Source organism: Psychrosphaera sp. (genome assembly GCF_982872775.1).
Genome location: NZ_CEYNSH010000070.1, coordinates 1,661 through 8,681, shown reverse-complemented (window position 1 = coordinate 8,681; position 7,021 = coordinate 1,661). Strand labels below are relative to the sequence as shown.

Sequence of the window (7,021 nt, the reverse complement as noted above, 5' to 3'; positions counted from 1 at the left end):
AAATCCGTAGTTTAATCCACAAATCTTATTTGCTAAGTTAGTCTCGCCTCTATGCTTTATAGACAATAACAATGATAAACAGGGTATAGACACCCAAATACAGGACTCAGACAATCATGATGAAAAAATCTATCATTGCCGTTTCAGTTGTTGGCGCATTATTAGCGCTTACAGGCTGTGACAAAAACACAACGGCACAAAATACAGCAGCGCAAAAAGAAGCGCCTGCTGCTCAAACGGCAGAAGTTAAAAAGGCTGAATTAGGAAGCTTTGGTGTTGATTTAAGTGCACGCAACTTAGACATTAAACCTGGTGATGACTTCTTTATGTATGCATCAGGTACTTGGTATGACAACTATGAAATGCCAGCCGACAAAACACGTTTTGGTGCCTTCACTGCACTAGCAGAGCGTTCTGAAGAGCAAGTAAAAGAAATCATTGATAGCTTAGTAGATGGCAAAGACCTAAATGCTGAAGAAAAAATGGTTGCTGACTTTTACAACGCTTACATGGACGTCGAAACGCTAAACAAAAAAGGCATCGAGCCACTAAAGCCTGTTTTAAACAAAATTGCCCAAGTTGAAGACACTAACGGTTTAACTCGCGTATTCGGTAGTGCTTGGTTAGACGGTACAACTGCACCAATTGGTGGTGGTATGTGGTTCAACCGTTTGGATCCAGACCAATACCAAATGTCTGTTGGTGTAGGTGGCTTAGGCTTACCTGACCGCTCTTACTACTTAGCTGATAACGAGCGCTTCAAAGAAATCCGTGAAGCCTACGTTAAGCACATTGCACAAATGTTAAACTTTGCTGATGTTGCGGACGCTGAAGAGAAAGCAAAAGATATCTTAGCGCTAGAAACTAAAATTGCTGAAGTTCAGTGGCCACGTGAAAAACGCCGTGACCGCGACCTAACGCTTAACCAAATCAAACGTGAAGAATTAGCAAAAGAATACCCTGGCTTTAACTGGGATGCCTACTTTGAAGAAACTGGTTATCAAGTTCCACACCTAAATATTTCACAGCCACAACCAGTGAAAGACGTCATTGAATTAATCAACAATGAACGCTTAGATGTTTGGAAAGACTATTTGACTTACCATGCGATTTCGAACAACGCGAGCCTTTTATCTGAAGAGATTTATGCAGCAAACTTCGAATTCTTCGGTAAAGAATTGCGCGGTCAGCAAGAGCCTCGTCCTCGTTGGAAGCGTGCTGTTGGTGCAATGTCTGGTACACAGTCACTTGGTTTTGCAATTGGTAAAATCTACGTAGACCGTTACTTCCCAGAGAGCTCTAAAACTCAAATGGCCGAATTGGTTGAGAACCTTCGCACAGCATTAAGTCAACGCGTTGAAACACTAGACTGGATGGGTGAAGAAACCAAAAAAGAAGCACAAGCTAAGCTTGCAGCATTCAACCCGAAAATCGGCTACCCAGACGTATGGCAGTCGTTTGACGGTCTAACGATTAGCAGTAATGACTTAATGGAAAATGTTCGCAATACTCGTGAGTTTTTCCGTAAAGACAGCGTTGAACAAGAGCTTAAGAAAACAGACCGCAATCGCTGGGGCATGACGCCACAACGCGTTAACGCTTACTACAACTCTTCATTTAACGAGATTGTATTCCCTGCTGCTATTTTACAACCGCCATTCTTCGATCCAAATGCAGATCCTGCGGTTAACTACGGTGCAATTGGTGCGGTAATCGGCCACGAAATGGGTCACGGTTTTGATGATCAAGGTTCAAAATCTGATGCAAATGGTATCCAACGCAACTGGTGGACAGACGAAGACCGTGCAGCGTTTGAAACGAAAGCAGATATGTTAGCGGCGCAGTACAGCGCGTACGAGCCGATTCCAGATAACTTCGTTAATGGTCGCAACAGCTTAGGTGAGAACATTGGTGACGTTGGTGGTCTTGCAATGGCATACCACGCTTACAAGCTAAGCCTAAATGGTAAAGAAGCACCGGTTATTGACGGTGTGACTGGCGACCAACGTTTCTTCCTAGCTTGGGCACAAGTATGGAAAGAAAAACGCACTGAGCAGAGCATGTTACAACAATTACGTGCAGGTACTCACGCTCCTGGTCAAGTACGTGCGCAAGCACCTCGTAATCACGATGCATGGTACAAAGCGTTTGATGTAAAACCTGGCGACAAACTTTACCTAGCTCCAGAAGAGCGCGTACGCATCTGGTAATGTTTTTTTGAGTGTAAATAACGCTTAAAACATTGCGCAACGCGTAAATAAAACAAAGGCCGCATTCTTAGAATGGCGGCCTTTTTATTAGCTTTTAAAAAAGAAAACCAAAGACGAGCCACCCGCGAATAGGTGACACGTTAACTATTTAGAGTTTCACCATCAATTTGCCTTTATTCTCACCGGTGAAAAACATGTTTAGACCCTCTACGGCGGATTCTAATCCATCTAACACATGAGCACGGTGTTTGATTTTTCCTGTCATCACATAAGGTGTGAGCGTTTGTAGTAACTCTGGGATTTCATGGAAATGATCCGGCATCGTAAAGCCTTCAATTCGAATACGCTTTTTAATGACGTTCAGCCAGCTTGGGCCCGGCGAGGGTTCGGCTTTTGAATAATCTGCGATTAATCCACATACAACCACGCGACTATGGGCGTTCATTCTCTCAAAGATTTTGTGTTGGATTGGACCACCGGTATTCTCAAAATAAACACCGATGCCCTCTGGCGCTAGGTCATCTAATTTGGCCGCTAAGGCATCCGTTTTGTAGTTGATTGCTCCGTCAAAACCGAGTTCATTAACAATCCAATCGGCTTTTTCATCCGAGCCAACCACACCTATAACTCGCATGCCTTCTGCCTTACCAAGCTGACCGACAATAGAACCTACTGAACCCGCGGCACCTGTGACAATCAACGTTTCACCTTCTTTAGGTTGACCGACTTTTAAAAGCCCTTGCGTCGCTGTTAAGCCTGGTAACGCAAACACAGATAAAACTTGCTCGTCACTTACGGGTGCTTCAATTTTGTTTACTGTAGAGCCATCACTGACAAAATAGTGTTGCCAGCCCATCATTCCCATAACACGGTCGCCAACTTGATAATCAGGGTGTTGGCTTTCCACGACTTCACCCACACCAGAGCTGCGCATCACATCACCAAGTTCCACGGGAGGAATGTAGCTTTCTCTGTCATCCGTCATCCAGCCAAACATCGCAGGGTCGAGTGACATGTGATTCTGTTTGACTAAAAATTCATTTTCCTGCAACGCCGGAGTTTCTGATTCTTTCTTTTCAAACATTTCCATGTTGATAGGGTCACCAGTTGGGCGTTTTACTAAGTGAAGTGCAACGTTTTTAGCCATTTTGTATCCTTATTAATCACTTTTAAAAAATCTAATTAAATGCATGAAAATATTTTAAATTATTGTCACAAGTTGAACTTGACCACAGTACTCAAAAACAATATAAATATGCAAAATTAATTAATACATATTCACTAGACAATGTTTGTGGCTTGATCTATCGGGAAACAAGCCACTTGTTTCAGCCCCAAATATAGTCTAGTTTCATAGATATATTGGGTAATTTCGAATATTCAACCTATTGTTATAGTTAAAATAATTCTAAAACGTTTGATTTATCTTATTTATACATCACGGAGCGACACCAATGGAACCAAAGCCAACCACTGTATTTTGTTATTCTGCCCTATCTATCGCATTATTTAGTGCCATCTACCACCCCTCAGTTTCAGCTGCCGTACAAGTTCAAGCTGAACAAGAAATTGAAACCATTGAGGTTACCGCCACACGACGTACGGGTAGTGCTCAAGAAGTGCCGATGAACATTTCTGCCCTAGATGGCGATGTGATGAAAACCCAAAACATTTTGTCTCAAGAAGACGTCGCGCGTTGGGTACCTGGACTAACAATTTCTGATCAAGGTGGACGTGAAGACGCAGCAATAATCGTACGAGGTCTAAATACCAATACATCTGACCGTATCGCCGACGGTGGAACGGTTGCGACTTACGTTGGCGAAATCGCTCTCAAATCAGATATCCGACTCACCGACATCAAACGCGTAGAAGTTTTAATAGGTCCACAAGGTACTCTATATGGTGCAGGAACCTTAGGTGGCGCTATTCGCTACATCCTCAACGATCCTGAAATGGATTACACCAGTGCTAGCTTATCTGTTGATGCGTTCAGCCTTGCTGAAAGTAGCGGGCTTGGCAATGAAGTTGGCGCAGTCTTCAATACCCCAATAATTGAAGACGAGTTGGCGTTGCGAGTTAGTGTGAACCGTTTTGATACTCCGGGATTCATTGATTACAACTACGTTTTGAAAACACCAGGCACCTCTATTTCTGATCCAGATTGGAACGATGATGGTGCGGTTCAGGCTAATTTAAAACAAATAAAAGACGCCAATGACGAACAAACGTTAACCCTACGAACTGCCTTAAAATGGTCACCGAATGATACATTCACAGGAACCCTCAATTACTTTTATCAAAAACAAGAAAATGGTGGTAACTCGACGGATAATTATCCAACGCTCAGTCCAACCAACCCTATTTCAGGCTTGATTGGTCGCTATGAAAATGCATCACGCTATGAAGAGCCAAATGAAAAAACAGACAAGTTGTTAAGCCTTGAACTAGAGCTTGATTTGGGTTTTGCCGACTTAGTTTCTGCAACCGGTTACGCTGAATATGACCAAATCGGTCAACGTGATCAAACTGACTTATTAATGCAGGATATTTGGTCTGGTTACGCTGACTACCCAGCGTACACGAGTGATACCGGCAGTTCTGAAACTCTCAGCCAAGAGCTTCGTCTAGTTTCAAATACAGACGATGATTTAAATTGGATTGTAGGTTTTTACTACAACAAAGTTGATTCAAAAAATGATGACCGCGAGTACACACCTGGTGCGACAAGAGATTGGTTCGACGGCGAATACGTCAACATTGAATACGATCTTGAGTACATTGCCAAAGGCTGGTCTGAAGACAAAGAATCAGCGATTTTTGGTGAAGTGGGTTATGCCTTTACTGACGATTTAAACGTTACTGTCGGGGCACGTTTTTACGAATATGACGTTGCGACTTGGTCAGCCGCTACCGCGCCTTTTTATGATGGTGAAATTGCTAGCACCGATGACTTAGATTACGAAAAAGTCAGTGCTTCTGATAATGGCAGCTTGTTTAAGCTCAATGCTAGCTACCAGCTCAATAAAGAAGTCCTAACCTACTTTACCATCAGCGAAGGTTTTCGCTTAGGTGGTGGTAATGGCTTAGTTGCCTGTACATTCCCATTAACCACGCAGGTATGCGCCCTTCCTAATGAAATTGACTACAAACCTGATACAACCACGAATACCGAACTTGGTTTCAAAAGTAGCTGGTATAAAAACAAATTACACCTAAACGCCTCTTTGTTCAGTGTTGACTGGGACGATGCTCAAATTGGTGCAGCGTCTGTTAATGGCTCAGAACTCATTACTCTCAATGCGGGTAAAGCGAATTCAACGGGTGTTGAATTATCCGGTCGAACCACACTCATCGAGAATTGGACGATTTTTGCTAGCTACTCTTACGCCAATGCGGAACTAACCGAAGATGCCCCGTTCTTGTTTGGCGTTATTGACGAGCAAGGTACAGCATTGCAAGATTACTATGACGGTAAAGATGGTGACAGATTACCAGGTGCTCCAGAACAACAGTTTTCACTTGGAATCAGTTATCTAACAGAAGTGTTAGACGATAGACCATTGACCATTAATTATGGTTTAACCGCACAAGATGAAGTCATTACCAAAGTCGGGCTTCGTGCTGATGGTGAAACCCTTCCTGGTTATGCACTGAGTAACGTTTCAGCAACATTAAACTTGGACGACTGGTCAGTTACAGCGTATGTTGATAACCTGTTTAACAAGTATGCGTATACGTCAACAAGACGAGATAAGTCGTGGGCTGGTAAGGCCAAATTTGACAGTCAAAATAAAGACCTGCCGGAGCTTGGCCGTGTGTATGGTCATTACGTGACTAAGCCGAGAACGATTGGTGTCCGAGTTAACTACGATTTTAGTCTCTAAACATCATAGATAACGACCGGGCATGAATAACTAAAATTAATCATTGCTCGGAAATCACGACCCAAACGACGTGTGACAGAGTTTGATGACGTCGTTTGAATACATAGTTTGAAAATGGCCTAATTGGGCCATTTTTATTTTTAAAGGATTGAAGCTTAACTTGAACACGGCCATTCAAATAAACCACACTCTTATTAAAAAGTGTCAGCAGGCAATTCGCGCTAATGACTTAAAGTCGGCACACCAATTTGCGCTGCAATTAATAGCTGACGCGCCTAACGCTCCTGAGGGATATTACTATATGGCTCAGGTTCCGCTAGGCGCCAACCAGTATGCTAAAGCGATCCCCATTTTACAAAAGTCACTGTCTTTATTTACACCGCAAGCGACTCACTTTGCTACCCTAACCAGACTGCAAGTCCAAGCCTCTTTAATGCGTTGTTATGGCTCAACGCTTCAGGCCGATGCCGCTCTTGAGTTATACGAAGAGATTGCTAAAGAAATTCAGAGTGCACCCAATTCGACAGAAAATAGTCCCGAGCCCAGCTGTATTGATTTAGATACCATTGCAGTAACACTCACGCGTTTTGAATGGCACCAATTGGCATTGCCGCTATTTGAGCAGGCCATTGGGGCGAATGATTTAGTGAATCAAAGCCATCAAGCAAAAGCCAATTTATATTGTAATCTTGCTGCATCAACTAATTACCTTGGAGACCGCCAAGTAGCGATTAAATATTATGAGCTTGCGCTAGCTGAAGAGCCAACGAATGCAAAGGCACACCTTGCCCTATCACGCTTGACGTCTTCTGACAGTCTCAGTTCGAGTCGAATTGCGAACTTAACATCCATACTGTCTAACCTCGAACAACAAAACGACTTTACTGTCGATTACCTATTTATTGCCAATGCCTTATTTTTGGA

Annotated in this window: 4 protein-coding genes; 3 read left to right on the top strand and 1 reads right to left on the bottom strand. The window is 43.1% G+C overall.

What is annotated here, in order from left to right:
* Positions 1–119 precede the first annotated feature (119 nt).
* Positions 120–2,210 (top strand): M13 family metallopeptidase, encoded by a 2,091-nt coding sequence (locus AC4E96_RS13575; protein WP_490256202.1) that lies wholly within the window; start codon positions 120–122, stop codon positions 2,208–2,210.
* Positions 2,211–2,358: 148 nt separating this feature from the next.
* On the opposite strand, the gene AC4E96_RS13570 is transcribed toward AC4E96_RS13575, so the two are convergent.
* A complete protein-coding gene (locus AC4E96_RS13570) occupies positions 2,359–3,357 on the bottom strand; it encodes an NADP-dependent oxidoreductase (protein WP_490256200.1) in 999 nt (332 codons plus the stop codon).
* A gap of 307 nt (positions 3,358–3,664) precedes the next feature.
* Between AC4E96_RS13570 and AC4E96_RS13565 the strand changes: the two genes are divergently transcribed.
* Both AC4E96_RS13565 and AC4E96_RS13560 read left to right on the top strand, forming a co-directional pair.
* On the top strand, positions 3,665–6,097 hold the full coding sequence (locus AC4E96_RS13565) for a TonB-dependent receptor (protein ID WP_490256199.1): 2,433 nt from the start codon (positions 3,665–3,667) through the stop codon (positions 6,095–6,097).
* A 160-nt stretch (positions 6,098–6,257) separates the two neighbouring features.
* Positions 6,258–7,021: tetratricopeptide repeat protein (locus AC4E96_RS13560; protein ID WP_490256198.1), on the top strand; the 764-nt coding region annotated here is incomplete at its 3' end.

Coding starts and splice junctions, on each gene's coding strand:
- AC4E96_RS13570 (WP_490256200.1), bottom strand. CDS start 3,357: ATGGCTAAAAACGTTGCACTTCACTTAGTAAAACGCCCAACTGGTGAC.
- AC4E96_RS13565 (WP_490256199.1), top strand. CDS start 3,665: ATGGAACCAAAGCCAACCACTGTATTTTGTTATTCTGCCCTATCTATC.
- AC4E96_RS13575 (WP_490256202.1), top strand. CDS start 120: ATGAAAAAATCTATCATTGCCGTTTCAGTTGTTGGCGCATTATTAGCG.